The 25,852-nt window shown below is 70.3% G+C and carries 22 protein-coding genes; 20 read left to right on the top strand and 2 right to left on the bottom strand.

The window, feature by feature from the left end:
• Positions 1-235 precede the first annotated feature (235 nt).
• From ACZ3OF_RS10830 to ACZ3OF_RS10775, 12 genes are all read left to right on the top strand, one after another.
• Positions 236-646, top strand: a complete 411-nt coding sequence (locus ACZ3OF_RS10830; protein ID WP_361668275.1) for a hypothetical protein — start codon at positions 236-238, stop codon at positions 644-646.
• A gap of 1 nt (position 647) precedes the next feature.
• Complete coding sequence (locus tag ACZ3OF_RS10825; RefSeq protein ID WP_361668278.1) at positions 648-1,700, top strand: BtrH N-terminal domain-containing protein; 1,053 nt, start codon at positions 648-650, stop codon at positions 1,698-1,700.
• Between the two features lie 40 nt (positions 1,701-1,740).
• Complete coding sequence (locus ACZ3OF_RS10820; RefSeq protein WP_361668280.1) at positions 1,741-3,039, top strand: DegT/DnrJ/EryC1/StrS family aminotransferase; 1,299 nt, start codon at positions 1,741-1,743, stop codon at positions 3,037-3,039.
• A complete protein-coding gene (locus ACZ3OF_RS10815; RefSeq protein ID WP_467304070.1) occupies positions 3,036-3,887 on the top strand; it encodes a transketolase in 852 nt (283 codons plus the stop codon). Before ACZ3OF_RS10820 ends, ACZ3OF_RS10815 begins: the two co-directional genes overlap by 4 nt.
• Positions 3,884-4,852, top strand: coding sequence for a transketolase family protein (locus ACZ3OF_RS10810; protein ID WP_467304068.1), 969 nt, complete (start codon positions 3,884-3,886; stop codon positions 4,850-4,852). Before ACZ3OF_RS10815 ends, ACZ3OF_RS10810 begins: the two co-directional genes overlap by 4 nt.
• On the top strand, positions 4,849-5,028 hold the full coding sequence (locus ACZ3OF_RS10805) for a lysine biosynthesis protein LysW (RefSeq protein ID WP_355832333.1): 180 nt from the start codon (positions 4,849-4,851) through the stop codon (positions 5,026-5,028). Before ACZ3OF_RS10810 ends, ACZ3OF_RS10805 begins: the two co-directional genes overlap by 4 nt.
• A gap of 153 nt (positions 5,029-5,181) precedes the next feature.
• Positions 5,182-7,044: a hypothetical protein gene (locus ACZ3OF_RS10800; protein ID WP_467304066.1), complete on the top strand. Its 1,863-nt coding sequence runs from the start codon at positions 5,182-5,184 to the stop codon at positions 7,042-7,044.
• Positions 7,045-7,158: 114 nt separating this feature from the next.
• Entirely contained in the window at positions 7,159-8,190 is a 1,032-nt protein-coding gene (argC, locus tag ACZ3OF_RS10795; RefSeq protein WP_361668795.1) for an N-acetyl-gamma-glutamyl-phosphate reductase, read from the top strand.
• 22 nt (positions 8,191-8,212) lie between these two features.
• Positions 8,213-9,085 (top strand): [LysW]-aminoadipate kinase, encoded by an 873-nt coding sequence (locus ACZ3OF_RS10790; RefSeq protein ID WP_467304065.1) that lies wholly within the window; start codon positions 8,213-8,215, stop codon positions 9,083-9,085.
• The gene (cysC, locus tag ACZ3OF_RS10785; RefSeq protein WP_467304063.1) at positions 9,082-9,642 is read left to right on the top strand and encodes an adenylyl-sulfate kinase; all 561 of its coding nucleotides are present in this window, start codon (positions 9,082-9,084) and stop codon (positions 9,640-9,642) included. Before ACZ3OF_RS10790 ends, cysC begins: the two co-directional genes overlap by 4 nt.
• 14 nt (positions 9,643-9,656) lie before the next feature.
• Complete coding sequence (gene cysD / locus ACZ3OF_RS10780; RefSeq protein WP_361668295.1) at positions 9,657-10,595, top strand: sulfate adenylyltransferase subunit CysD; 939 nt, start codon at positions 9,657-9,659, stop codon at positions 10,593-10,595.
• The gene (locus tag ACZ3OF_RS10775; protein WP_361668297.1) at positions 10,596-11,903 is read left to right on the top strand and encodes a sulfate adenylyltransferase subunit 1; all 1,308 of its coding nucleotides are present in this window, start codon (positions 10,596-10,598) and stop codon (positions 11,901-11,903) included.
• 76 nt (positions 11,904-11,979) lie between these two features.
• Here ACZ3OF_RS10775 and ACZ3OF_RS10770 read toward each other — a convergent pair whose 3' ends face one another.
• Positions 11,980-13,170, bottom strand: coding sequence for an ATP-grasp domain-containing protein (locus tag ACZ3OF_RS10770; protein ID WP_467304060.1), 1,191 nt, complete (start codon positions 13,168-13,170; stop codon positions 11,980-11,982).
• Positions 13,171-13,430: 260 nt separating this feature from the next.
• On the opposite strand from ACZ3OF_RS10770, the gene ACZ3OF_RS10765 reads away from it, so the two are divergent.
• The 7 genes from ACZ3OF_RS10765 to ACZ3OF_RS10735 all read left to right on the top strand — a co-directional run bounded on the left by ACZ3OF_RS10765 (position 13,431) and on the right by ACZ3OF_RS10735 (position 22,258).
• Positions 13,431-14,570, top strand: coding sequence for a fatty acid desaturase family protein (locus ACZ3OF_RS10765; protein ID WP_361668301.1), 1,140 nt, complete (start codon positions 13,431-13,433; stop codon positions 14,568-14,570).
• A 279-nt stretch (positions 14,571-14,849) separates the two neighbouring features.
• A complete protein-coding gene (locus ACZ3OF_RS10760; RefSeq protein ID WP_467304057.1) occupies positions 14,850-16,799 on the top strand; it encodes an FAD/NAD(P)-binding protein in 1,950 nt (649 codons plus the stop codon).
• Positions 16,800-16,883: 84 nt separating this feature from the next.
• Entirely contained in the window at positions 16,884-17,642 is a 759-nt protein-coding gene (locus tag ACZ3OF_RS10755; protein ID WP_361668306.1) for an SDR family NAD(P)-dependent oxidoreductase, read from the top strand.
• 193 nt (positions 17,643-17,835) lie between these two features.
• Positions 17,836-20,805: an AfsR/SARP family transcriptional regulator gene (locus tag ACZ3OF_RS10750; RefSeq protein WP_361668309.1), complete on the top strand. Its 2,970-nt coding sequence runs from the start codon at positions 17,836-17,838 to the stop codon at positions 20,803-20,805.
• Between the two features lie 32 nt (positions 20,806-20,837).
• Positions 20,838-21,011 (top strand): hypothetical protein, encoded by a 174-nt coding sequence (locus ACZ3OF_RS10745; protein WP_361668312.1) that lies wholly within the window; start codon positions 20,838-20,840, stop codon positions 21,009-21,011.
• Positions 21,012-21,344: 333 nt separating this feature from the next.
• Entirely contained in the window at positions 21,345-21,524 is a 180-nt protein-coding gene (locus ACZ3OF_RS10740; protein WP_361668314.1) for a lysine biosynthesis protein LysW, read from the top strand.
• Positions 21,525-21,526: 2 nt separating this feature from the next.
• Positions 21,527-22,258 carry a 2OG-Fe dioxygenase family protein gene (locus tag ACZ3OF_RS10735; protein ID WP_361668317.1) on the top strand — a complete coding sequence of 244 codons (732 nt, stop codon included), beginning with the start codon at positions 21,527-21,529 and terminating at the stop codon, positions 22,256-22,258.
• A gap of 105 nt (positions 22,259-22,363) precedes the next feature.
• On the opposite strand, the gene ACZ3OF_RS10730 is transcribed toward ACZ3OF_RS10735, so the two are convergent.
• Positions 22,364-25,198, bottom strand: coding sequence for a hypothetical protein (locus tag ACZ3OF_RS10730; protein WP_467304052.1), 2,835 nt, complete (start codon positions 25,196-25,198; stop codon positions 22,364-22,366).
• Between the two features lie 58 nt (positions 25,199-25,256).
• On the opposite strand from ACZ3OF_RS10730, the gene ACZ3OF_RS10725 reads away from it, so the two are divergent.
• Positions 25,257-25,817: a hypothetical protein gene (locus tag ACZ3OF_RS10725; protein WP_467304050.1), complete on the top strand. Its 561-nt coding sequence runs from the start codon at positions 25,257-25,259 to the stop codon at positions 25,815-25,817.
• Positions 25,818-25,852 lie beyond the last annotated feature (35 nt).

Raw genomic sequence — 25,852 nt, 5'->3', positions numbered from 1 at the left:
GGCGCGAATCAGCAGACTACGTTCGAGTCGTAAATTCCGTTCCAGCGAGGTGGGGCACTTGACGGGGATCTCGACGTCCTCAGCCACAAGGTTTCTGTTCGATCGGATCGACATTTCCGAGCACCGCAACAATGCGGCAATATCTTCGGCGGCGGAGACCGGAGCAGGGGCATTCAATGTGTGGCGTAACTCGTTCGCGGCGGAATACCTGCCGGCGGGCGGGAGCCTCGTCCACGTGGACGGGGTTCCCTTCGAGTTCCCTCCGGTCTGCGAGGGGTCCGACAACATCCGCTGCGCCGGCCAGTTCATCAAGGTCCCCCGGGACCGGTACGACTGGATCCACGTCCTGGCCGCGTCCGAACGGCGCTCCGAGGACACCGTCGAGCTGACGTACGCGGACGGCTCGGTCGACGCGGAACCGCTGCGGGTCTCCGACTTCTGGGCGGCCCCGGCGTGGTTCGGCGAGGTCAAGGCCTTCGAGAGCCTGGCCATGCACTACCCGCACCACGTGCAGCGGGGCGTCCCCGCGGTGATGTGGGCGCAGCGGGTGGCCGTGACCCGGCGCGCGGACCTCACCGGCATCCTGCTGCCGCGCAACGTCGCGGTGCACATCTTCGCCGTCACCCTCCAGCGGACGGAGCTCTGACATGACCGTCGAAACGACCGCGCGCACGTACACGATCAACGGTCCGGAACCCGAGCTGTGGTACCGCGATCTCATCAGCTGCCTGCAGGCCACCATCGGTTCGGTGCTGGCGCGCCAGGGCGTCGACCCCCTCGCCGTGCTGGGCGCGGGGTGGCGGTTCCTGCACCTGCCGGGCGACGTCCGGCACGAGGAGTTCTACTACCCGTGCCTGCCCGACGAGTCCGGGGCGATCGACCTCGGCACCGCGCTGGCACCGCACCACGCACTGAGCGTGCGCTGGTGGAGGCCGGCCGACGAGCAGGACGTCTGGAGCGAGGTGCGCGCCTCGCTCGCCGAGGACCGGCCGGTCATCGCCGCCGTCGACAACTTCCACCTGCCGTTCCGGCCCGCGTACGGAGACGTGCACGCCGCGCACCAGGTGGTGATCTACGGTCTGGACGAGACCCGTGGCGTCGTCCACGTCTCGGACGCGATGCCGCCTGCCTTCCGCGGCGCGGTCCCGATCGAGCAGTTCCTGCGCAGCTGGAACTCGGAGAACCCGACCGACGTCCAGGACGCCTTCTTCAGCGACTCCCGGATCGGCCGGCGCTGCCTCGACGTCCGGCTGGACGCCGTGCCCGCCCCGCTGACGCCCGAACTGCTCGGCGGCTTCCTCCGCTCCAACACCGAGGACTTCACCACCGCGGGCCCGGTCCGCACCGGTCTCGCGGGCTTCGACCAGTTCGCCGCGGAACTCCTCGAACGGTGCCGGGCGGGCGACGCCGGAGCGCTGCGCGAGCTCTACCCGTTCGGCTGGGCCATGCAGGCGCAGGCCTCGCTCCACGGTGAACTGCTGCGCCGCTGCGGCGGTGAGTGGCGCGATCCGGCGCTGGCCGGAGCGGGCCGCGCCGTCGAGACCGTGGCGCACGCCTGGACCGGGCTGCGCTTCACCGGCGCGCACGGGCTCGAGGACCCGCGCGCGGCCGCCCTCGACATAGCGCACCACACCACGCTGCTGCGCAGCGCCTACGCCCGCGCGGTCGACGCCGTCGGCGCGGTGGCGGCCCGGCTCTGATCGTGTACGCATCGACCCTCGTGACCTCCCGGAGTGAAGAGTGAGCAGCAAGCTGGCAGCGCTCGGCGGTACGCCGGCCGTGCCGAAAGACCGACGTCATGTGCAGTGGCCCCTGATCGAGGACGAGGACCGCAAGGCCGTTCTCGACGCCCTCGACGGCGCACGGCTGGTGTCCGACACCGACGGCGTGAACCCGGTCTCCGAGCTGGAGCACGACTGGGCCCGCCGCTTCGGCTTCGCGCAGTGCGTCGCGGTGTCCAACGGGACCGCCGCGCTGTCCCTGGCGCTGTCCGCGCTCGGTGTCGGACCGGGGGACGAGGTGATCGTGCCCGCGCTCAGCTTCATCGCGACCGGGCTCGCGCCGGTGCACCAGATGGCCGTCCCGGTCTTCGCCGACATCGACCCGGTCACCTTCAACATCGACCCGGACGACATCGAGCGGCGGATCACGCCCAGGACCCGCGCGATCATCCCCGTACACCTGCACGGCGCGCCCGCCGACATGGACCGCATCATGGCGATCGCCCGCAAGCACGACCTCGCGGTGGTCGAGGACGCCGCACAGGCCCCCGGGGCGACCCACCGCGGCCGGCCGGTCGGCGGGATCGGCGACGCGGGCTCCTTCAGCCTCCAGGTCAGCAAGAACATACCGACCTGCGGCGAGGGCGGACTGCTCGTGACCGGCAGCGACGAGCTGGCCGAGGCGATGCGCAGGGGCCGGCAGTTCGGCGAGGTGATCGAGGCCGGCCGCGACCGCGACTACGTCTCGTACGGCCTCGGCTGGAACCACAAGATGAACGCCCTCCAGGCCGCGTTCACCTCCGCGCAGCTCGCCCGCTTCGACGGGTACGAGGAGCGCCGGCAGCGGAACGTCACCGCGTTCCTCGCCCGGCTCGCGGGGCTGCCCGGCCTCCAGGTGCCCACCGCACTCCCGGACACCACCCACGTCTGGCACATCCTGCGCTTCCGCTTCGACGCGGCCGCGTTCGGCCTGGACGGCGTGAGCCCGCAAGCGCTGCGCTCGGCCCTGCGCCGGCTGCTGCGCGCCGAGGGCGTCCCGATGTCGCAGTACCAGCTGATGCCGCTGCCCGACCAGAAGGTGTTCGTCGACCGCCTCGGCTTCGGCTCGGGCCACCCGTGGGCCGTGACCGGTGCGCCCGGCACGCTCCAGGGCGAGGGCTACCCGGTGACCCGCGAGGTCATCGCGGACTCGCTGACCATCCAGAAGCGCCACCTCAACCCCGGGGCGGGGGAGCTGCTCTCGCTGTACGCCGACGCCTTCGAGAAGGTGTGGGCGAACAAGGACATGGTGGCCACGCTGGCGAAGGCGGCGTCATGACCGGAACCCAACTGCTGGAGCGGGACGCACTCGGAACGCTCGACGCGATCGCAGCCCGCATCCGCCGGCACGTGGTCGACATGTGCGCCGGGCCCGAGGGCGGCCACCTCGGTGGCGGGCTCTCCTGCACCGACGTGCTCACCGCACTGTACTTCTCCGTCCTCGACGTGGACCCGAGCCGGCCGGACGATCCGCACCGCGACCGCTTCCTGCTCAGCAAGGGCCACGCCGCCGTCGCGCTGTACGCGACCCTGGCCGAGCGCGGCTACTTCCCGGTCGAGGAGCTCGCCGAGTTCGGCCGCCCCGGCAGCCGGCTGATGGGCCACCCGGTCCGCGCGGTGCCCGGCGTGGAGCTGCCGACCGGCTCGCTCGGCCACGGGCTCGCCCTGGGCTGCGGCTTCGCGCTGGCCGCCCGCTACGCGCAGAGCCCGGCGCGCAGCTTCGTCCTGCTCGGCGACGGCGAACTGCAGGAGGGTTCGGTGTGGGAGGCCGCGATCGCGGCCGCCAGCCTGCGCCTCGACCGGCTGGTCGCCGTCGTGGACTGCAACGGCCTGCAGCTGACCGGACCGACCCAGGGCATCGCACCGATGGAGCCGCTGGCCGAACGCTGGCGCAGCTTCGGATGGTCGGTGCGCGAGGTGGACGGCCACGATCCGGCGCTGCTCGCCGAGCACCTCGACGGCGCGCCGTGGGAGCCGGGCAAGCCGAGCGTGCTGCTCGCCCGCACGGTCAAGGGCCACGGCCTGCCCTTCCTGGCCGGCCGCCCGGCGAGCCACTACGTCACCCTCTCGCCCCGCAACCACGCGCGGGCGCTGAACGCACTACGAGCCACGGAGGCCCTGGGATGAGCCGCGCGACCCGCGAGGCGTACCGGGACGCCCTGCTTCCGCTCCTGGCGCGCCACCCCGAGCTGATGTGCCTGGACTCCGACACCGGACTGTTCAGCGCGGACCACGCGGCGGCCGCCGGAGAGCAGTACCTCAACCTCGGTATCGCCGAGCAGAACCTGATGGGCGTGGCCGCCGGCATGGCGGCCTGCGGACGAGTTCCGTTCGTCAACACGATGGCCGCCTTCGCCACCTCCCGCGCACTGGAGGCCATCAAGATCGACATCGCCTACAACCGGCTGCCGGTCCGCATCATGGCCACCCACGGCGGCCTGGCCGCGGGCCACCTCGGCCCCACCCACCAGGCCCTGGAAGACCTCGCCGTGATGCGGGTGCTGCCCGGCATGACCGTGGTGGTGCCGGCCGACGCCGCCGCCACGGAGGCGTTCGTCGAGCAGAGCCTGAACCTGCCCGGACCGCTCTACGTCCGCCTCGGCCGCAAGGCGACCCCGCCGCTGCCCGTCGGCCCGCCTCCCGTCATCGGGCAGGCGCAGACGCTGCGGGAGGGCGGCGACGTCGTCCTCGCGAGCTGCGGCCCGTACCCGGTGCTCGCCTGCCTCGCGGCGGCGGACGTGCTCGCCGGGCACGGCATCGAGGCCACCGTGCTGAACATGCACACGCTGCGACCGCTCGACACCGAGACGCTGATCGCCGCGGCCCGCCCGGCCGACCTCGTCGTGACGCTGGAGGAGCACTGGCGGGGCGGCGGACTCGGCGGCGCGGTGGCCGAGACGCTGGCCGAGCGCGAGCCGGTACGGGTGGTGCGGCTGGGTGTGCCCGACACCTTCGTCACCCAGGTCGGCCACCAGGAACACCTCGTCGCGCACTACGACCTCACCGCGGAACGGGTCGTGAGGACGGTCCGTACCGCCCTCGACACCGCGGCCCGCACGGGAAGAACCGGCCGAAAGGAACACGTCTCTTGACCACCACGACTGCCCTGTCCTGCCCGGAGTGCGAGGAGCCGGTGACCATCGGCGACTCGGTCAGGCTCAACGAGATTCTGGAATGCGGGGGTTGCCGGAGCGAGCTGGAGGTCGTCGCGCTCGACCCCATGGTGCTCGCCCTCGCCCCCGAGGTCGAAGAGGACTGGGGCGAGTAGCCGTCCCAGGCAGTGGCCCGCCCCGGCGCGCTGTGTACGCCGGGGCGCGCCGCGTTCCGGACCTTCCGCAAAGCCCAGAAGCGCACGACTTCCCCGAAGGAGCCCCACCTCATGCAGTCCGAGTCCCACGGTCCCGGCGTCGGGACGGCAACTTTGACGCGCTCGCCGTTCTCGGTCCTCGACGACGCGGGTTCGTACGCCGCCGCCGTCGACGAGTTCCTCGCCGCGGACGCGCCCGTGTCCGTCCCGGTGTGGACCGGCGGACGGGCCGACCTGGCCGCCTCCGCCGAGCGCGCGGCCACCCTCTACGGGGAGGTGACCCGCCCGGCCGCCCGCACGTACGGCGTCGTGCTCAGGCCCGAGTCCCTGCCGGCCGGACTGCACGCGCTGATCGCGCCCTGCGCCCTCACCTGGCTCGACCAGGAGGAGCTCGCCCCCGCCCTGCTCGAGCGGCTCGCCCCGGAGGAGAACGGCCGCACCGAGCCGTACTCCCTCCTGATCGCCGGTCTCTACGAGCACTTCACGGTGGACCTCATCTGGCCGCTGGTCCGCGCCGCCTCGCGCCGGCCGGACGTGCGGCTGTCGTTCCTCACCGGCCGCGACGCCGCCTCCCTCGCCTGGTTCACCGCCAAGCAGTACGTCGCGCCGGCCCCGGACGTGCACGAGCTCGGCCTCTTCACCGGCGTCGACCGCGGTCTCACCCGCGACGGCATCCACCTCCGCAACGAGGGCGAGGTGGGGACCACCGACGTCAGGTCCGAGATCCTCGGCACCCGCTGGCGGCGGCTGATGATCCAGGGGCACGGCAAGGACGACTCGATCAACCTCGCCGAATACACCCTCTGCGGTCTGAACGAGACCGTCGGACGCAACCTGGCCATGGTCGCCCCGATCTGCGCCACCTCCACCTGCTACAAGCCCGTGGACAAGCTGATCCAGCTCAGGGACGTCCGCGCCGCCGAGATCGTGCTGAGCTCCTGCAACAACGCCCCCTTCGCCGACGCCGCCGTCTTCGACCCGAAGTACCAGCTGATGCTCAACGCCATCGACGGGACCGCGAGGAACGTCGTCGGCGCCATCACCGTCCACGCCTCCGCCCGCCCGGAGAACCTCGTCTGGACGGACGCCGCCCTGGCGGGCGCCTCCTCGACCGAGGCGCTCAACGCGAGCATCGGCACCTCGGAGCCGTACCCCGCCTACGTCCAGTTCGGCACGGGCGAGGACACGGGCCCCACGCCCGAGTTGCCCGCCGTCGAGCCGGAGCCGCTGCTCCTCACCGCCTCCGCCCGCCTCACCGCGTACCTGGCCGGCGGGGTGCTGGCCCCCAACCACCCGCTCCGCCCCCGCCTGGGCAAGCTCGCCACCAAGGTCGAGAGCCAGGTCTCCCGGCGTGACCTGGCGGTGAACCAGGACCGCACCCCGGTGCTCCGCGGCCTGATGGACGACCTGCAGTCGCTGGACATGACGATCGCCACCCAGTTCACCAAGGACCCGGAGAACGAACTCAGCAACTGCTTCGCCTACTTCGGCGAGCGCAGCCGGATCGACATGTCCGACGTCAGCCACGTGCGCTGCCAGTGCGGCCGGCCCGCCGAGCGCTACAGCCGGCGTGCCCTCGTCCCCACCTCGCTCGACTTCGAGGGCGTCGTCTGCACCCGCTGCGGTGACGTCGCCTTCCGGCTCTTCGACTCCCCGTCGCTGCTGATCCACGCCGAGGACGGCGCCGAGCAGGGGACGACCAACGAGGTGCGGGTGGCCGTGCGCGGCGCCCGGCCCGGCATCCTGCGCCTCGGCCTCTTCTTCGCCAGCTACGGGCGCGCCGGCTGCACGATCGAACCGGACCTGCGCAAGGTCAGGATCGCCCCGGACGGGACCGGCGAGACGACGTTCACCCTGACGCTGGACCCCGGCATACCGCCGCACGGCTACTACATGACGGCCTTCGCCGTGCAGGACCTCGCCGTGTCGATCGCCCGCCGCAACTTCGGCGTCCTGGCCGCCGAGAACGACGGCTGACGGGCCCGCGGGCCGGACCGGCCGCGTACGTGCATTCCCCTTGAGGTCAAGACCGTTCGAATTGGAGGACGTGGTGGAGGCGCTTCGGAGCGTGCAGGTGAGGAGGGCGTGGCCGTGCTGAGAGTGACGGTGGTCGGTGCGGCCGGCTACATCGGCGGGGAACTGCTGCGGCTGTTGCTGGGGCACCCCGAGGTCGAGGTGGTGGGCGCCGTGTCGTCCCGCTTCCCCGGCAAGCGGATCGACGGTGTGCATCCCAATCTGCGCTCCGTGACCGATCTGACGTTCTGCTCGGCCGAGGAGGCGCCGGAGAGCGACGCGGTGTTCCTGGCGCTGCCGCACCGGGTGGCGATGACCCAGATCGAGCGCTGGCGCTCGCGCGCCGGCGTCGTCCTCGACCTGACCGGCGACTTCCGGCTCTACGACACCGAGGTCTTCCGGCGCTACTACGGCGAGGAGCACCTGGCGCCGAAGCTGCTGGACGACTTCGTCCCCGGTCTGCCGGAGCTCTACCGCGAGCGCCTGCGCACCGCCGACCTGATCAGCGTGCCCGGCTGCATGGCCACGGCCGCCGTGCTCGCCCTCCACCCTTTGGTGGCGCACGACCTGATCGACCTCGAACGAGGCGCCCAGGTCGACGCGAAGACCGGCTCCAGCGGCTCGGGCGCCACCGCGGGACCGGCCAACCTGCACGCCGAACGCAGCGGCGCGATGCGCGTCTTCGCGCCCACCCGGCACCGGCACGAGGCCGAGATCGCCCAGCACCTCGGCCTGCCGACCGCCATGACCGCCACCGGCGTCGAGGCGGTCCGCGGAGCCCAGACCCTCTGCCACGCCACCCTGCGCCCCGGGGCCGACACCAAGGCGGTCCGCCGGGCCTTCCGCGAGTGCTACGCGGCCGAGCCCTTCGTCCGCGTCGTCGCCCACCAGCGCGGCATCTACCGCTACCCCGACCCGAAGATCCTGCTCGGATCGAACTTCTGCGACGTCGGCTTCGCCCTCGACGAGGACACCCGCCGGCTGAGCGCGATCGGAGCCCTGGACAACCTGGTCAAGGGCGGTGCCGGCAACGCCGTGCAGTCCCTCAACGTCCGCATGGGTCTCCCCGAGACCCTCGGCCTCACCTTCCCCGGCCTGCACCCGCTGTAGCCCCGGCCGAACCGGAGAGAGCGTGATCACCCAACCCTTGACCGTCGTCAAGTGCGGCGGCAACCCCGCCGTCGACGCCGCAGGCATCTGCGCCGACATCGCCCGCCTGGTCCACGAGGGCCACTCCATCCTGCTCGTCCACGGCGGCTCCGGCGAGATCGCCCGGCTGTCCGGCCGGCTCGACGTCCCGCAACGCACCCTGGTCGCACCGGACGGCGTCTCCACCCGCTACACCGACCCGGACACCCTCGACGTGGTCGTCCTCGCCCTGGCCGGTGCGGTCAAGCCCCGGCTGGTGGCGGAACTCTCCCGCCACCGCGTGCCCGCCGTCGGCCTCACCGGCATGGACGGCGGCATGCTGCGGGCCCGCCGGAAGGCCGCCGTCCGCGCCGTCGTCGACGGCCGCACCGTCCTGGTCCGCGACAACCACAGCGGCCGGATCGCCACCGTGCGCCCCGAACTCCCCAGGAACCTGCTGCGGGACGGCTTCGTACCGGTGGTCTCGCCTCCGGCCATCGACGAGCACGACCAGCCCGTCAACGTCGACGCCGACCGGGCCGCCGCCGCACTGGCCGCCGCCCTCGGCGCCGACCAGCTGCTGCTGCTCACCGGCGCACCCGGGGTGCTCGCCGATCCCGCCGACCCCACCAGCGTGCGCGACGGCATCGGGATCGCCCCCAGCGGCGCGCCCGACCCGTCGGCGACCGGCGGCATGGCGCTCAAGCTCATCGCCGCCCGCGAGGCGCTGGCGGGCGGGGTCCCCACCGTACGCATCGCGGACGGACGCACCCCGGATCCCGTCAGCCGGGCGCTCGCCGGGGCCGGCACCACCGTGCACCTCGCCGACGCCGGCGCGGTGCGGGGCGGTCCACGCAAGGAGGAGGTCCGGGCATGAGCGAAGCCGACGACAGGCCGGCCGGATGGCGGGGCGGCACGGTCTGGCTGACCGGACTGCCGAGCGCGGGCAAGTCGACCATCGCGGTCGGTCTCGCCGAGCGGCTGTCGGCCGAAGGACACCGGGTCCAGGTCCTCGACGGTGACGAGGTGCGCGCCGCCCTCTCCCCCGACCTCGGATTCTCGAAGGCCGACCGGGACACCAGCGTGCGGCGCATCGGGTTCCTGGCCAGGCTCCTCGCCGAGCACGGCGTCACCGTGCTGACACCGGTCATCGCCCCGTACGCGGAGTCCCGCGCCGCGGTGCGGGACCAGCACGCCGCGCGCGGCGTCGGCTACCTGGAGGTGCACGTGGCGACCCCGGTGGAGAACTGCGCCGCCCGGGACGTCAAGGGCCTCTACGCCAGACAGGCGGCGGGCGAGATCAGCGGTCTCACCGGCGCGGACGACCCCTACGAAGCGCCGGTCGACCCCGATCTGCGCATCCACACGCAACACAACACGATCGACGAGTCGGTCCGGCAGGTGCGTGCGCTGCTCGCTGCACGGGGACTGTGACGAAGGAGACTGACATGACTGTTGTCGACACCGCCGGCGCGCTGCGCCCGCCGCGCCCGGCGCCGCCGGACCACCTCGACGCCCTCGAGGCCGAGGCGGTGCACATCTTCCGCGAGGCCGCGGCCCAGTTCGAGCGACCGGTCCTGCTCTTCTCCGGGGGCAAGGACTCGATCGTCATGCTGCACATCGCGGCCAAGGCCTTCTGGCCCGCGAGGGTGCCCTTCGGCCTGCTGCACGTGGATACCGGGCACAACTTCCCCGAGGTGCTGGAGTTCCGCGACCGCGCCGCCGCCCGGGCCGGCGTCCGGCTGGACGTGGCACGGGTCCAGGACTACATCGACGACGGGCGGCTGCGCGAACGCCCGGACGGCACCCGCAATCCGCTGCAGACCGTGCCGCTGCTCGACGCCGTGACCACGCACCGCTTCGACGCCCTGTTCGGCGGCGGACGGCGCGACGAGGAGAAGGCCCGGGCCAAGGAACGGGTCTTCTCGCTGCGCGACGAGTTCGGGCAGTGGGACCCGCGGCGCCAGCGCCCGGAGCTGTGGTCGCTGTACAACGGCCGGCACAGCCCCGGCGAGCACGTGCGGGTCTTCCCGCTGAGCAACTTCACCGAACTGGACGTGTGGCAGTACATCGAGCGCGAGCGGATCGACCTGCCCTCGATCTACTTCGCCCACGAGCGCGAGGTCTTCCGGCGCGGCGGCATGTGGCTCACCCCCGGCGCCTGGGGCGGCCCCGCGCAGGGCGAGACCGTCCGGACCCGCCGGGTGCGCTACCGCACCGTCGGCGACATGTCCTGCACCGGTGCCGTCGAATCCGAAGCCGTGACGGTGCAGGAGATCATCGCGGAGATCGCCGCCTCGACGCTGACCGAGCGCGGCGCGACCCGAGCCGACGACAGACTGTCCGAGGCGGCCATGGAAGACCGCAAGCGCGAGGGGTATTTCTAGATGAGCATGCCTACGGTGCCGCTCGCGGCCGGGAACACGGATGCCACACGGCCGGGCTCACTGCTCCGACTCGCCACGGCCGGCTCGGTCGACGACGGCAAGTCGACGCTCGTCGGCCGACTGCTGCACGACACCAAACAGGTCTTCGCCGACCAGCTCGACGCCGTCGAGCGGGTCTCCCGCGAGCGCGGACTGGAGACCGCGGACCTCGCACTGCTGACCGACGGGCTGCGCGCCGAACGGGAGCAGGGCATCACGATCGACGTCGCCTACCGCTACTTCGCGACGCCCCGGCGCCGCTTCATCCTGGCCGACACGCCGGGACACGTGCAGTACACCCGGAACATGGTCACCGGCGCGTCGACCGCGCAGGTCGCCGTCGTGCTGGTCGACGCGCGCCACGGCGTGGTCGAGCAGACCCGCCGGCACGCCGCCGTCGCCGCGCTGCTGAACGTGCCGCACGTCGTCCTGGCCGTGAACAAGATGGACCTCGTCGGCTACGCCGAGGACCGCTTCGCCCGGATCGCGGACGAGTTCACGGAGTACGGCCGGGCGCTCGGCATCGCCGCCATGACGGCGATCCCGATCAGTGCCCTGCGCGGGGACAACGTCGTGCAGCCGTCCGGGCGGATGGACTGGCACACCGGCCCGACCCTGCTCGAACACCTGGAGACGGTCGACGCCGACCGCGACGCCTCGGCCTCCCCGGCGCGACTGCCGGTGCAGTACGTGCTGCGCCCGCAGAGCGCCGAGTTCCGCGACTATCGCGGCTACGCGGGCCAGATCACCTCGGGGGTCTTCCGTCCGGGCGACGACGTGGTCGTGCTGCCCTCGGGCAGGCGGACGTCGATCGCCGGGATCGACCGGCTCGGCGAGCGCGACGTCGACGGGGCCCGCGCCGAGGAGTCGGTGACGATCCGCCTGGTGGACGACGTGGACGTCGCGCGCGGCGACCTCATCGCCGCCGTCGACCAGGCCCCGCGGGTGACCCAGGAGGTGACGGCGACCGTCTGCCACATCGCCGACCGGCCGCTTCGCGCCGGAGACCGTGTCCTGCTGCGCCACGGCACCGCCGTCGTCAAGGCCGTGGTCCGCTCGCTCGACTCGGTCCTCGACCTGGAGACGCTCCGCCGGCTGCCGGGCCCGGGGGCCCTGCGGGCCAACGACATCGGCCGCGTCACGCTGCGCACGGCCTCGCCGCTGCCGCTCGACGACTACGCCGACCACCGGCGCACCGGTTCGTTCCTGCTGGTCGACGAGGCCGACGGAGCCACGCTGACGGCGGGCATGGTCGCGGTGGAGAGCTGAGCGGGCAGCACGAAGCCCGGTCCACCACACCCCGCGGGTGGTGGACCGGGCTTCAGGCGTTTCCCGGGGGAGCGGGTCAGGGCCTGACGCGGTACTCGACGGTGTCGAGGACCCGCGCCGCGTGCTCGCGCAGCTGGTCCACGGAGTCGCCGGTCATCGAGAAGGTGAGGAAGAAGTTCTCCATGTCCAGGCGGGTGACCCGGAACCCGTCGGCCAGCCGCACGTGGAGGACGCCGGGCAGGGCGAGCAGCTCGGCCTCGGTGGTGGTGACCTCCACCGTGCCGATCTCCTCGGCCTCCACGTCCATCCAGCCGATGAACGGCCGCTCGCGCAGCGCCGGCAGCTCCTGCGGCGCGTACTCGCCCAGCGCCATGGAGACGATCACCGCGAACACGTCGATGCCGTAGAGCTCCTGGATCGACCGGGGGATCTCTCCGCCGCCGGCCCGGACGTTGATCTCGATGAGCTCGGTCCGGCCGTCCTCCGAGCTCCGGCCCTCGAAGTGCAGCCAGAGCTGGTCGAGGCCGCGGTCCGCGCACAGCTTGTCGATCGCCTCGCACAGGACGCGCACGCCTTCGCGCACGTGGTCCTGCTGGGGCGGGTGGAATTCGAGACCGGCGTCATGGTGCCGGACGTCGTCGTGGTCGGGCTTCTCGACCGCGAGGAGCGGGTGGAAGCGGCCGTTCAGCACGGGGCCGTCGACGGAGAACTCGGTGCCCGGCAGGAACTCCTCGGCGATCAGCTCCACGCCGCCCGCCCCGGACTCCTCCAGGTGCTTCAGGTGGGCGAGCAGCTCCGCCCGGTCGTCCACCCGCTTCACCAGGTACGAGGCCGAGGACTCCCGCGCGGGCTTGACGATGGCGGGGAAGAAGTCCACGGTCGCCGGGTCGTCGGTGAACCTGATCCCGGACAGGCCCAGGGCCCGCATGTGCTCCCGGACCAGGTTCTTGCTCGCCAGCACGGCGCGGCCGGTGCCGTCGCCCGGAAGGTCGTAGTGCGTGGTGAGCGCGATGTTCCACTCGATCAGCTTCTCGATCATGCTGACGACGGCGATCGGCACGATGCCGCGCTCGTCGATCCGGGCCGTGAGGGCCGAGAGCTCCTCGCCGTCCCAGTCGAACACGAGGTGGTCGTCGCAGAGGCCGGCGTTGGGGTCGTCCGGCAGGTTCGAGACCAGCACCGGCCGCAGATCGCGGGACCGGAGCTCCTCGACCGCAGCGGGCACGTTGCCGATGGCTATCCAGGAAAGGATGAGCACGGATTTCATGTCGCGGACCTCCGGAGGCTTTCAAGAAGGGGTGTCTGATGACACGCGGGCGCCAATGCTGGCACAGCAGGAGGCCGTACCGGATAAGCGAGATGACTAGTCGTCGGCGGTCCGGTAAATGCCTTGATCCCCCGTGGATAAACCTGCGGCAGACGTGCCCGGAGACATGGCGCGTATAGCGTCCGTCGGACGGCGCCGTCCGGCGTCTCCCTCCATCCGAAAGAACGCATTGCACAGTGCGTACAGACCGAAGGACGGGCATGTCCGCAATAGAGCAACTGAACTTCGACCGACTGGCACCCGAAGTCAGAAAGGAACTCCGGGAGCTCTGTCGGCTCGACAACTACCACGGCCCGCTGGCAATCCTCTTCGAGTACGCACTGATCGCCGCATCCGTAGCTCTCTGCGTCGCGGGCTCGTACTGGTTCTATCCGGTGGCCCTGGTCGTCATCGGCTCCACCCAGCGCTTCCTCGCCCATTTCCTGCACGAGTCGTCCCACAAGGTGCTCGCCCGGAACCGGACGCTGAACCTGATCGGCGGCACGGTGCTCTCCGGGTACCTGGTGTGGCACCTGCTCGGCCCCTACCGCAGCTCGCACGTCGGCAACCACCACCGCAACCTGGGTGACGCCGAGAACGACCCCGACTACAGCTTCCACATCGAGTGCGGTCTGTACGACACCGAGCGCTCCGACCGGTACTTCTTCTACAAGCACCTCGTGCTCTCGGCCCTCGGGCTGCGCGCCTTCAGCTACATCCGGTACGTGGCCCGTGAACGGCTCTTCTTCGACGCCTCCCAGGTCACGGTCTCCGTACCGGTGTCGCTCCGGGTGGAGCGCGTCGTCGTGCTCGCCCAGTGGGCGGCCGTCGTCGGGATCTGCGCCTGGTTCGGGTGGCTGCCGGAGCTGGCCCTGTTCTGGTTCGTCCCGCTGTTCACCACCAACGCGGCCATCGGCTGGCTCGCCGAGCTGGCCGAGCACTACCCGATGCCGGAGAGCGAGCAGCAGCCGGTGCTGCTCACCCGCAACCGCCACGGCCGCTTCCTGGAGCGGTTCCTGATCAGCCGCCACAACGACCGGTACCACCTGGTCCACCACCTGAACACCGGCATCCCGCACTGGAACCTGGGCCGGGCCCACCGGGTCATGCTCCAGGACCCCGGGTACGCCGCCTGGGACGGTCTGTGGGCCGGCGCGTTCACCACCCCCCGCTCGCGCAAGGGCAAGGAGACCGTCATCAGCTACGCCGCCAAGTACCGCCGGTGGCGCCAGGCCGGCGGTGACCCCGCCGGGTCGAACCCGACCTTCGCCCAGCTCATGATGCTCGCGGCCGACCCCGACTCCGCGCCCGTCGTTCCGGCGCAGCGGTCCGGTACGCAGTTGACGGGCGTGCCGGGCTGACGCCGCCTGCCCCGACGCCGCGGTGATGCCGCCGGGAGCCGGAGTCGACGTCCGTCGACTCCGGCTCCCGGCCGCCCTTGGATGGCATGCATCGCGCGCCTAAGCGAAACGTGTACACGCGCATGGAAAGTCAGCGCGATACGTCCTTGCACATGAACTTGACGCGGATGCGCAGAGCCCGAATGCGTATTTAGTCTCGCGTTTCAGCAGTGGTTCTGCACTAAAGATCTTGTCGGTCGGTCCCCATGAACGGCAGCCGGACCGGCGTAGGAGCGGAATATGACCAGGACACTGACCGTGGCAATCATTGGTGCCGGCCCACGTGGCACGTCACTTCTCGAACGTCTCATCGCCAACGCTGCCGAGTGTGCGCCGGACCGGACGATCGCCGTCCACGTCATCGATCCCTATCCGCCAGGGGGCGGTCGCATCTGGCGTTCCCAGCAGTCACCGCTGCTGTGGATGAACACCACGACCGACGAATGCACGATGTTCACCGACGAGACCGTCGAATGCGAAGGCCCCGTCGTCTCCGGTCCCACGCTCGGCGAATGGGCCCAGAAGCTTGCCACGGGCAGCCTGTCGTCGCCCCCGGGATTCCGGCTCGCCCCCTCGACGTCGGCCGAGGCAGGGAGGATGCAGGACAGCTGGTTCACCACTCGTCAGACGCAGAGCGACTATCTGTCGTGGGTGTTCTGGCAGTCGGCGAAGAACGGCATGCCCCAGGTGCAGGTCCATTCACACGTGGGCCGGGCCGTCGATGTGCACGACCTTCCTCTCGGCCGGCAACGCGTCGTCATGGCGGACGACCTTCCCCCGGTGGACGCCGACATCGTACTGTTCGCCCAGGGCAACGTCGACATCGCGCCGAATGCGGAAGAGGTGCGGCTGACGGAATACGCGGCCGCCCATGACCTGTGTTATCTGCCCTCGGGATCGACCATCGATCATTGCTTCGACCGGATACCCGCCGGCGAACCGGTGATCGTACGTGGGCTTGGATTGTGTTTCATCGACACCGCCGTGCTGCTCACCTCCGGACGCGGCGGCACATTCCATCGTGACGACGCCGGCGAGCTGCACTACAAGCCATCCGGTCATGAACCCGTCCTCTTCGTGGGCTCGCGGCGCGGCGTACCGTACTGGTCGAAGATGCACTACAGCCTGTCCGGATCCCCGGAACCGTCGGGCCACCTCAGCGCGGAGGCTGTGGCCGCCCTCGGCGACCGCCCCCTGGACTTCGCCATGGACATCTGGCCGTTGATCGCCCGCGAAGTCACCCACGCGGGCTATCGCGAGCTCGCCGAATCGCACCAAGAACGCCTGGACATCGACGCTCGTGAGTTCATTCACCGCCTCGATACCCTCGATTGGGACGGGCCGGCACTCAAGGAACTGGTCGATCAGGCAGTGCGGTTCGACGAGGACCGGATCGATCTGGACGAAACAGCCCATCCGCTGGCCGGTCTCCACTTCCCCGACCTGGATGCCCTGCAGAACTGGATGATCAGTCATATCGCTGCAGGAGTTCGACGCGGGCGCGATCCTCGTCACAGCGCGAGCCTGGCGATGTTGCACGGTCTGAGCTCTGCCTTCTACAGGCTGGCCGGACTCGTCAACGAAAAAAGGCTCTCTCCCGCGTCATGGGAGCACGATCTGCCCGCGTTCCTCGATCTCTGCCGATTTCTCACGAGCGGACCGCCTGGACCGCGGCTGGAGGAGCTACTCGCCCTGACCCGTGCCGGTATCGTCAGATTCCTTGGCTCGGAGATGACGGTGACCGCCCACGAGGGGCTCTTCCACGCGCGGTCGGGCAACGTAAACGAATCGATCACAGCGCGATCCCTCATCGAGGCCCGGCTCCCGGAGCGGACGATGCTTCGCGTGAACGACCCGTTGCTGTGCAAGCTCATCGAACGCGATGAGATCAGGGAAGAGATCCGATCGGCCCCCGACGGCAGCGACCGGTATCCCGCTGGTCTCATCGATACCGCGCGTCTCATCGATACCGACGATGCCAATCGCCTGAAGCGTGCCGACGGAACCCCCCACAAGAGTCGCTTCGGGGCAGGAATCCTGTTCTCGGGAAGTGTGCTGGCATCCGGCCGTTTCCCGTCCCCGCGGAGCAATGACGAGTTCTTCCGACAGAACGACACGATCGCTCGTGCTGCGCTCCACGAACTGTGTGGACGCGAAGCAGCCACTCACAGCTCTCGCGACCTTGAGTGAGCGGGTTCGCCCGACGGGCCGACGCCCGACGTTGGTTCCTTTTCTCTGATCACCACATACCTCGAAATACACAGGAGAGAACCAGTGAGTGACTTCACGGGACTGGTCGCGATCGTCACCGGCGGTGCGTCAGGAATCGGTCTGGCCACGGCGAAACTGCTGAACAGCCGGGGAGCCTCGGTTGCCGTACTCGATCTCAAGCCGGACGGGCTCCCGGACGACCTCATGGGTGTCGAGGCCGACGTCAGCAACGACGCCCAGGTCAAGGCCGCTGTGGACGCTGTGGTCGAGCGATTCGGCAGGCTGGACGTCGTGGTGAACAACGCCGGCATCGGCGCGGTCGGGGACGTGACGGGGAACAGCGACGAGGAGTGGGCACGGGTCCTGGACATCAACGTGATCGGGATGGTCAGGGTCGCCCGGCACGCCGTGCCGCACCTGCGGCGATCGCCCGCCGGGGCGATCGTCAACACCTGCTCGATCGTGGCCTGGGCCGGAGTGCAGCAGCGGGCGCTCTACTCGGCGAGCAAGGGCGCGGTCCAGGCACTGACCCTGGCCATGGCGGCGGACCACGTCCGCGAGGGCATCCGGGTCAACTGCGTCGCCCCCGGCTCCGCCGACACCCCGTGGATCGGCCGCTCGCTCCAGGACACGCCCGACCCCGGTGCCGCCCGGGCCGCCCTCGACGCCTTCCAGCCGACCGGACGCCTGGTGACGGCCGACGAGATCGCGGGCGCCATCGCCTACCTGGCCAGCCCCCTGTCGACCGCGACGGTGGGCACCGTACTCGCCGTGGACAACGGCATGCACGGCCTGCGCCTGCGCCCCCCGGCCCAGGCCTAGTCTGTCGCCGACGCCTGCACTACCTGTGCGAGAACGCCTCGGTCAAGAAGCCCTGCTGCAATACCTGGTGATGCGCTGCACGAGATGATCTACTCTCTCGTGGCTGGTATTCCGTCCGGGGGGAGGCTAAGGGGTGCAGGCTGCGACGTCGAGGCGTAATCAGGACGAAATGAGTCGCTGGCCGGAGTTTGCCGTGCTGGGATCTCTGGAAATCCGCAGCGGTGATGAGCCGGTGCCGGTCAGCGGGGCTCTGCAGCGGCGCGTTCTGGTGATGTTGCTGCTGGAGGCCGGGCGCGTCGTGCCCGTCTCCCGTCTGGTGGCGGCCGGATGGAATGAAGAACCTCCGGACAGCGCCGAGCACCAGGTGCGCAAGGTGGTGGCCAAGCTGCGCAGTCGCATTCCGCGCGGCCCGGACATCATCGTCACGGACGGGCCCGGATATCGCGCGGTCGTCGACACCGAGCAGCTCGACCTGCTGCGCCATAAAGAGCTGTTGGGCCAGGCCAGAGGGGCGCTGGAGGCGGGGGAGCCGGAGCGGGCCGTCGCACGGTTTCGTGAGGCCTTGGCCCTGTGGCGGGGACCGGTGCTGTCCGGTGACGGCGGTCCGGTGATCGACGCCGCCTCGGCGGCCCTGGAGGAGCGGCGACTCACCGCAGCCGAGCAGCTCTACGATCTGTGCATGGCCGCGGGCGAGGCCGCCGGGATCACGGGCGAGCTGCGTGCCCTCGTCGAGGAGCACCCGCTGCGCGAGACGCTGCGCAGCCGGCTGATGCTCGCCCTCTATCGCTCGGGCCACCAGGCTGCCGCACTCGCCGAGTTCGCTCGTGCCCGAAAGCACCTCGCGGACGAGCTCGGCATCGATCCGGGCATCGAGCTCACCGAGCTGCACGAACGCATCCTGCGCCAGGACCGGTCGCTCACCCGCCCGGAACGCCCCCCGTCGCCCGCCTCGACCGAACCGACCGAGGCCCCGTACGCGCTCCCCTTCGACGTACGCGACTTCTCGGGCCGCAGCGCCGAGCTGCAGTGGGTCTGCGATGCGGTCAAGCGTGCCCTGAAGCGCGTGCCGACGGTCCTGGCTCTCGACGGCATGGGCGGCAGCGGCAAGACGGCGCTGGCCGTCCGCGCCGCCCATCAACTGGCCGAGCACTATCCGGACGGCAGCCTCTTCATCGACCTGCACGGCTTCACGCCGGGCAAGACACCGCTCAGCGCGTTCGACGCCCAAGGAGACCTGCTCGCCGCCGCCGGCGTTCCCAGCGACGAGATCCCCACGGTACCGGCGGGACGTGCCGCGCGGTGGCAGTCGTACATTCGGGGGCGGCGCATGCTGCTGCTCCTGGACAACGCCGCCGCATCCGAGCAGGTGCGGGGGCTGATCCCCGCCTCGTCCGACAGTCTGGTCCTGGTCACCAGCCGTCCTCGGCTGACCGGTCTCGACGGGGCCGAGTGGCTCTCCGTGGGCGCTCTGTCGGAGTCGGACAGCCACCAGATCCTGCTGAGCACGCTGGGGAGCGAACGGGTCCAGAACGAGCCGGACGCGGCCCGTGAGCTGCTGCAGCTGTGCGGAGCACTGCCGTTGGCGGTCAGGATCGCCGCGGCCCGGCTGGCGAACCGTCCGCACTGGACCATTCGGCGACTCGTCGAAAGGCTGCGGGACCACAACCGGCGTCTGGACGAACTCACCAGTGAGGGCAGGGGGGTCGCCAGCGCACTGCTGCTGTCGTACCAGTCCATGCCCGATGACCAGCGCACGGCTTTCCTGCTGCTGGGACACCACCCCGGACGCTATCTGGACACCGAGGAAGCCGCGGCACTGCTGGACACCGATGTCCTGACGGCCGAGGGCGTACTGGAAGAACTCGTCGACGTCAGGCTGTTGGAGGCCAGGGAGTCGGGGGTGTACGCCCTGCACGACCTGGTGCGCAGCTTCGTCCAACGGGTCGCGCAGGGCGAGCAGGCGTGGGAGGTCGGGCAGGCGGTGCACCGGCTGCTCGATCACTACGTGCACATGGCGGAGCGCGCGGGCAACACGCTGTTTCCCGGTCGGCGCAGGGTGGGCGAGAGTGGCGAAGCGGGTCGGGCCCGCGCGGAGTTCGACCACAAGGACAAGGCGCTGCAGTGGCTCGACCAGCACCGCGACGGCATGCTGGCGGCGGTGGACGCCGCGTATGACGAGGGCCTGCTGTGGCACGCCGCACGGCTGCCGCGCGAGCTGGGCTTCCACTCCAGCGTCCGCGCCTACGACGCCAGCGCGAACGCGGCCCTGGAGAAGGGGGTGAGCGCGGCGAGACAACTCGGGGACCTGTCCCTGACCCGGCTGAACCTGACGAATCTCGCCATGGGCAAGTGGCGCCTCGGACAGTTGAGCGATGCGATCGCCCGGCTGGAGGAGGCCGTGGAACTGTCCCGGCAGATGGCGGACGAGCACAGCGAGGCTGCGTGCCAGGCCCGGCTGGGACAGGCGTACAACAGCATGGGGGAGTTGGAACGCGCGCTGCAGCTGAACCAGGAGGTCAGCCGGCGTGCCAAGGAGCTCGGGCTCACCCGGCTCGGCGGCTCGTCGCTCAGCATGCTGAGCCTGATACAGGTGCGCCTGGGGCGTTTCGACGAGGCGGCGGAGTCGGCGGAGCAGGCGCTGTCCATCTTCGACTCGATCCAGGAGATCCAGCTGTCCGTGGACGCGCTGAGCAATCTCTCCCAGGCGATGGAGGGTCTGGGCCGCCTGGAGGAGGCCCTCGCCCGGGCCGACGCGGCGCTGGAACGATGTGAGCGGATCAGCATGCCCTCGGTGCTGCCTCTCGTACTCGCCCGCAGGGCCGACGTGCTGACGCGCATGGGGGAGCTGGAGGAGGCGGCGCTCAGCGCCGACCACGCGCTCACCACGGCCGGCAGCAGGACCGACGACATCCACCGCGCCAGCGTGCACCTCACGGTGGGGCGGGTCCGGTACGCGCAGGGGGAGCTGGAGCTCGCGCGGGCCCAGCAGCTGCTGGCCCACGAGATCGCCTGCCGCATGGAGTTGCGCTACGACGAGGCGTGCGCGCTGTGGGACCTCGCGCGCACCGCCGAGACCCGGGGGCAGTTGGAGCTGGCGCGGCAGCACCGCTCGGCTGCGGACGACCTGTTCTCTCTCATGAACGTGCCGGAGACCGCACGGTGAGCCCTGATCGGCTTCTACGAAGGAGTCAGCTCATGCGCCATTTCGCTCTGTCCGCCGCCTCGGTACTCGTTCTCAGTGCGCTGCCGGGCTGCTTCACCGTCTCCTACGCCGCCGAGGCGTCGGCGACGGTCCAGCTGCACGCCCCGGCCGCCGAGGAGCCGACCGGTATCGTCGCCGAGCTCGGCGACAACCACGGCAACGACTGAACCGCTGCGCGCCTTCGCGCTCCGGCCATGACAGCGTCGGCCGGAATCGTCGGCATGATTACCCGACACGTGAGCCGGTCAGCGATCCGCACGCTCAGGGTAATTGCGACGCGGACGAATGACGTGACGGGCCGGGCTAGATTTTGGCCCAAGACGGCGCCTCGACCAGGTGGGTCACTTGAAGGGAACTCCGATGCCCTCCTGAAGGGCATTCCGATGTCCTCCGTCAGAAAAGGGTTGTGCGAACCGGTGGATATCTCCGGTCGCTACAAAAATCTGGCCGCCTCTGCTGATGCGGGGACCAAGGCTGACCGATCGGAAGGAGCACATCTCATGACCACGGCCATTGCACACGCCTGCCCGGAGTGCGAGGAGTCGGTGCGGATCGGCGATTCGGTGCGACTCAACGAGATTCTGGAGTGCGCGGGCTGTCGAATCGAGCTGGAGATCGTGGCGCTGAGCCCCGTTGTGCTCGCGCTCGCGCCCGAGGTCGAAGAGGACTGGGGAGAGTAACGATGATCACTGTAGAGACGGCCGGCGACGTCGCACTTTCCGCGACGTCGGACTTGTCCGAATCCGGTACCCATCTTGTCCGGCACGACGACTTCTCGTCGCTTACGGGCATCTCGCGTGACGACTGGGCACGTTTCTCCGAGAACTGGGAGGTTCTCCAGCGCGACCCCTACATGGCGGACGGCGGTACCTACCGCTACCGCAGGTACGGCCAGTTCGAGCTCGACATGGAGTCCGGCGACCTCGCCCAGCTTCCGCACGGCCCGTACCGCCAGGAGGCAGACGTCAACAAGCTGCACGGTGGCGTGGACCGGTTCTACGAACCGCTCACCGAGGCGTTCGTGGGTGGCCCCGTCCTGCGCAGAGTGCTGATGAGCGTGGCCGAGATCTTCAGCGGAGTCGACGGCACCAAGCGGTGGAACATCAAGGTGACCCCCATCCGCACCGTCGCCACGAAGGATCAGGCCGGTGAGCCGACTCCGGAGGGCCGGCACAAGGACGGCGTCACCTTCATCACGTCGCTGATGATCGGTCGCAGCAACGTGACCGGTGGGGAGAGCACCGTCTACACGGAAGACGGCGAACTCCTCGTCACCACGACGCTCTCCGAGTCCGGCGACATCCTGCTCGGTGACGACCGCCGCACCCTTCACGCGGTCACGGCGGTGCGCCCCGAGGATGACCGGGAGCCGGGGTACCGCGACGTCCTGATCATGGCCTTCACCGCGCTGTGATCCCAACCCGCTTGCTGAGCGGCTGGGTCGAGGCGAGAGCACGCCGGCGGCGCGCAGCCCGAGTGGGTCGGGCCGCCGGTGCGGCCCGGCCCACTGGTGCCGCTCTCAGTCGCTCATGCCGAGATCCGGGCCGGGGCGCTGAAGGTCCGGTGGGGGCCGCTGCGGCTGGGCGGGGCCGGTCGCCCGGGCCGGGCGGGATTGGGGCACACCCAGCTGCCACAGGTGCGAGTCGGGCGCACCACGGCCCGGTGCCGGCCGGGGGGCACGCGGTGCGGGCTGCTGGGGTGTCGGCTGTCCGGGTGCGTCGACCGGCTGCTTGGGTACGTCGACCTGCTGCTTGGGTACGTCGACCGGTTGCCTGGACACGTCGACCTGCTGCTCTTGGACCGGCGCGGACGGGCTGGGGCCGGGGCCGCTGCCGGGTCCCTCCGTCTCGACGGCCGGTCCCGGTCGCTGCCAGCGCTCCGGGATGTCGGCCCTTCGCTGTACGGCGTTCTCGTCACCGGCCCGCTCGGCCGCCACGGCGCGCGCCTTGAGCGCGCTCTGCCGGGCGATGGGGGAGAAGCCGGGTGCGGCGTTGCCGGTCTCGGAGGGCAGTCCGCGAAGGCCCATGGCGTTGAGCTCCGCCTGGACACCCGACTCCGGGGGGAACACCTCGCGCGGAAGCTGCCACGAGGCCGCCCCGTCGACGTCGACGCGGTGCTCCTGGCCGCCCTTCGTACGGACGGTGAGTCCGTAGCCGATGTACTGGTCGTCCTTGTCGAACAGCAGGTCGCCGCTGATCTCCCCGCCCTGGGCCCGCACTTCGTTCGCCAGCGTCTGGACGGCGGACGGGAGGGGGTTGGTGCGGCCGAGGCTGGCGACGTAGCCGTCGCCTTCCAGCACCTTCCGTTGGGGCGGGTCACCCTCCGTGTAGGGGACGCGGAACGACGCCTGCCCGTTCTCGTCCTCGAACGTCTCGATCGCGCCGAGCCCCGCCTGGACGAAGGTCAGGCGACCCGACTTCTCGAACTGCTCACGCATCTCCGGGAACTGCACCTGGTGTTTCAGGGCGGCGGGCGGTTCACCACCGATGATGGTCACCCTCGCGTTCGGGTCGTTCTTCAGGATGATCTCCGCGTTGGCGACGCCGGTGCCGCCCGAACCGGCGACGATCCAGTGCTTGGCGTCTCCCGGGTTGAAGCGGTTCTCCGCGACCTCGTCGCCCATCAGCGCCCGCCCCGGCGCCGCCTCGCGCGCGGACTCCCACTTCTCGGTCGCTTCGAGCGTGGTGAAGCAGCCCTCGATGCGTCCGAGGGCCTTGCCGTCGAGGCCCGCTCTGAGCGCTTCGACGAGAGAGGGTTCTTCCTCCAGTTTGGCGCGAACCGCCGCTGCGTTCTTTCCGCTCTTCTCGGCGTCGGTCAGCCACTCGCGCAGCTCCGCCGTTCCGGCTACTCCCTGCCCTTCCAGGTCCTGGAGTCGCTCGCCGATCAGCCGCACGGCCTCGCTCCGGCTCTCCACGCCGGGCTCCCCGTCCCTGTCACGCACGATTCCAGGGACCACCTCCGGCGGCAGGCCGGTCGCCACGCTGGGTATGCCCTCGCACGCCACGCGCAGAGCCGCACCGCTCGGGTTGCCGTCCCTGTCGAACGGCTGGACCTCCGCCTCCAGCCCGTCCCGCCCGAGCCTCAGGTGCGCCTGTCCGTTCACCACCGGTCCCTGGGTGGCCAGTTGGTCCTCCCAGAGACGCACGGCGTCGATGGATACCCGTTCCCCGGGCTTCGACACCGCCTGGTAGGGATCGACGCCCATCCACTGCTGGAGGTCCCGGTCCTGATCGGCCGACTGGACGATGCCGTCGCCCGGGTCGAGGTGCCAACGGCCCACGGCGTCCACGAGCAGGGCGTCCGGATTCCGGCCGGCGAGACTCGCGCCGCCGCCGATCACCACCTGACGCCGGGGGAGTCCGTTGTCCGTCCCCTCCTGCTGGAGGTTCTCCACGGTGTGGTCACTGACCTGGGCGCGATATTCGGCCCACTGGGGTGCGGCGTCCTTCAGCGCGTCGCGGGGGTAGGGCAGCCCGTTCTGGGCGTAGCCCGGCATGGGCATGGTCACTTCACGACGCCCGATGAACGCCTCGACCTGCCGCTGGGCGACGAGTGCGGCCTCCCGTGAGGCCTGGAGGGCGGAGGCGTCGGAGGGGTCGAGCTGCTCGATGGGGCGGGCGAGTTGGCCGATCAGGCGCTGAGCGTCGTTCGAGAGGGACGGGTTCGACAGGAAGAAGCGCCGCCGGGCAGCCCTGTCCTGGGCGGCAAACGCTTCCTTATCGGCCATGGCCACAACCGGGCGGAGCCCTGAGTGATCGAGGAGGGCGGACAGCTCGGCTCGTGCCTGGATCCGTTGGTGCTCGGGGTGGTCCGCGGCTGTAGCACGGTCGGCGAGCCAGTTCAGTTCACCGATACGACCGCGGTCCTGGCTCGACAGCTCGTGCCGATCGCGAATGTCGGACCCTTGCTCCAGGAGGCTCTCGCGTACTGGCGCCAGTCCCTGGGCGGACCGATCACGTACGGCGATGAGTTCCCCTACCTCATGGGCGAGGACTCGGGTCAGATACTCGCGAGGCAGCCGGTCCGAAACATGAACTATGTACTGGTTCGTCGTCGTGTTCGTCACCGAATTGGCGATCATCCCGGCCGGCAGGGGGATGGCGTCCAGCCAGAGGGTCGCCTTTTTGCCCTGCGAGTCGGTGAGCACGACGAACTCGCGGTTGTCCTCTTTGGTTCGCCCCGTTCGGATCGACCCGAACCGCTCTCCCATCACGGACCGCGCGACGCCGTTCAATTCGCTGTGGGCTGCTGCTGTCAGTGCTGCCTGCTGGGCGCGCAAATCCGCGCCGGTGGCCGATGCGGCCGCCGACGCGAGCACGTCCGCCTGCATGCGGGGATCAGCCGGACTGTTCATGTGATGCTCCCCCGTGCTCTTCTCGTCGCATTCATCGAACAGACCCTAAGATCATGGCATGTTGACAGCGCGCTCCTCGTTCGAAGCACACCTGTACATGGACCTGCACCCCTGTACATGCGGTTCCAGAGACTTCGATCGTCGGCACTGGCTGGAGCAGCACGGCGAGGACATGGTGGCGGTGTACGAGGGTGCGTGCCGTCAGTGCGGTAGGACCCGTCGGTTCGATTTCCGCATGGCGGAGGAAATTCCGCCGCCCCCGCCTGCGTTCGGTGGTTCCCAACCCTCGCAGATCATCGACCCGGGGGAATTCCTCGAGGTCGCCTTTCGGATTGCGGAGTCCACCGGACTCCGACTCCTCAACACACCCGAGTCCGAGCACCGTGACCTGCGTGATGCGGCCGCCTACTGCGTCGCGGCGTACGAAGAAGTACTCAAGTTCATTCCCTCGGGCCAGGACGCGGTCCCTGCCGATGCCTTCACCTCTGAGGCGGGCACGGCTCGTTACCGACGCGACCCGGGCAAGTTCGCCCGCGACCTGCTCGAAATGAATGTCAGGAACGCTCGGGCCATCCTCGCCGACATCGACGAGGTCAGCCCCCCGCAGGCCCCCCAGTAACCACAGAGCGGCGAGGCCATCGGCCCCGCCGCTCT

The sequence above is a fragment of the Streptomyces sp. NPDC022552 genome (genome assembly GCF_055561875.1).
Note: the sequence above shows the minus strand (reverse complement) of the source record. Positions and strands in the feature narration are given on the sequence as shown.